At 39.5% G+C, this 1,586-nt stretch carries 2 protein-coding genes; both read right to left on the bottom strand.

Annotated elements, in window-relative coordinates; genetic code table 11:
* Nucleotides 1–99 precede the first annotated feature (99 nt).
* A complete protein-coding gene (locus G9F50_RS20205; RefSeq protein ID WP_032874492.1) occupies nt 100–399 on the bottom strand; it encodes a contact-dependent growth inhibition system immunity protein in 300 nt (99 codons plus the stop codon).
* A gap of 6 nt (nt 400–405) precedes the next feature.
* Nucleotides 406–1,586: RNase A-like domain-containing protein (locus G9F50_RS20210; RefSeq protein WP_311388979.1), on the bottom strand; the 1,181-nt coding region annotated here is incomplete at its 5' end.

A 1,586-nucleotide genomic window follows, 5' to 3' on the forward strand; every position in this document is an offset into this window, starting at 1 on the left:
GTCTAATTTCGGATAACAATCATCCGTATTCAAACTTGAAGGTGTTTTTATTTGTCTCATCTTATGGGGTCAGTCCCTATAAGAGGGCTCTTTTTCTAACTATGTTGTTTTAAGGTGTTTTTTAATTTGTTCAGTGACTTGCTTAAGCCATTCTAATGGTGTTATATCATCTTCTGGAAAGTATATGCCATCCGCTGCTTCTTCTATAAATTCATTCTTATCTGCTTCAGAATAATCACTATTTACAAACTCAGTTAGTGCTATTAAATCTCTTTCTTTTAGTTTTTGTGATGCTTCATTTAAATATTCATCAAGTGCATTTTCCGGAGACTCTATATCTTGGTGGAAATGTCCACCGAGAAATCTAAATACAGGATCAGAAACTTTAATTTCAATCATTATATATCACCTCGTTGGGTAGCCTGTTAGTATAAAGCTACCATCTTCATTTTTCTTTAATACTATTCTAGCATTAGTCATATCTTTAACTTCATTTGAACCTTTACAAACTCCTCTACCTATAACTTCGGTTCCTCTATAAGGTAACGGTAATGGATCATTAACATCACTTTTTAACCACTCTTCAATTTCCTTTTTATGTTTAATTAATGTTTCATTAGCGACTCTTTCTGCAGTTGGCCTATCAGTGAAACTAGAAGAGGCACGTATCTTCTTATTTATCTGTAGCCTCTCTAATAACTCTTCATCAGTCTTACCAACATGTCTTTCTATAAGATGCCCGCCTTTTGCTTCGTGAGCAGCTAATCCGCCGCCAGGTGCGAGAGGGGTACTATCACCTTGTTTGACATTACCTATGGCCGTGTTGTTAGAAGTTTCAGATTTACTGAGAACACTCTCTTTCTGCTCTTCAATAATACTTTTCAACAAAGGCGTATTCTTCACATTGTGAGTATTTTCAATATCCTGTGCTATTCCGGCAAGCGCGGGTTCGTACTTGTTTTTCGAAACGGAATTGATATAGTCTTTTCCTTTTTCAATCCCGGTTTTTACATGTTTTACAGCCGCTTTTTCTCCAGCTTCCAAGACGTTATCCACTTTGGCGGCGCCTGTTTTCGCGAGCTTGCTTGATACTTTTACAGCTGAGCCGGAACCTTTGAGTCCCACAATGCTCCCGATGGCGTAGGTGATGTAATGTGATCTTGAATACGCATCCCCGTTAACCATTTTATCATTCCATGAATCCGCCAGGTTTGTCCATATGATTTTTGCGTAGGAGGGTGTGTTCAATACGGCCGATATGGTTTTAGCGACTTTTTGTTCATCAGAGAGATGGTAAAAATCCCATGCGCCGACAGCGAGATCTTTGACGCCTGTTATGGTGTCTTTCCCGACATCATAAAGGCCGACGCCTATTCCTTTAACGATATCCCAAGCCGTTTCTCCGACTTCTTCTAGCTGTTTTGCTTGTTCAAGTTGCATCACATATTCCACCTGAGCGGGTTCAAGGTTTTCATAGCCGATCTTTTTCGCGATTTCCAAATACTCATCCGGATCGGTGACACCATCGGCCAGCTTTTTCTTTAGATCCTTGATTTCCCGCTCTTTCGCTTCTTCCTTCTTAATCA

It is taken from the genome of Bacillus sp. EKM206B (assembly GCF_011066015.1).
GTDB classification, from domain to species: domain Bacteria; phylum Bacillota; class Bacilli; order Bacillales; family Bacillaceae; genus Bacillus; species Bacillus velezensis.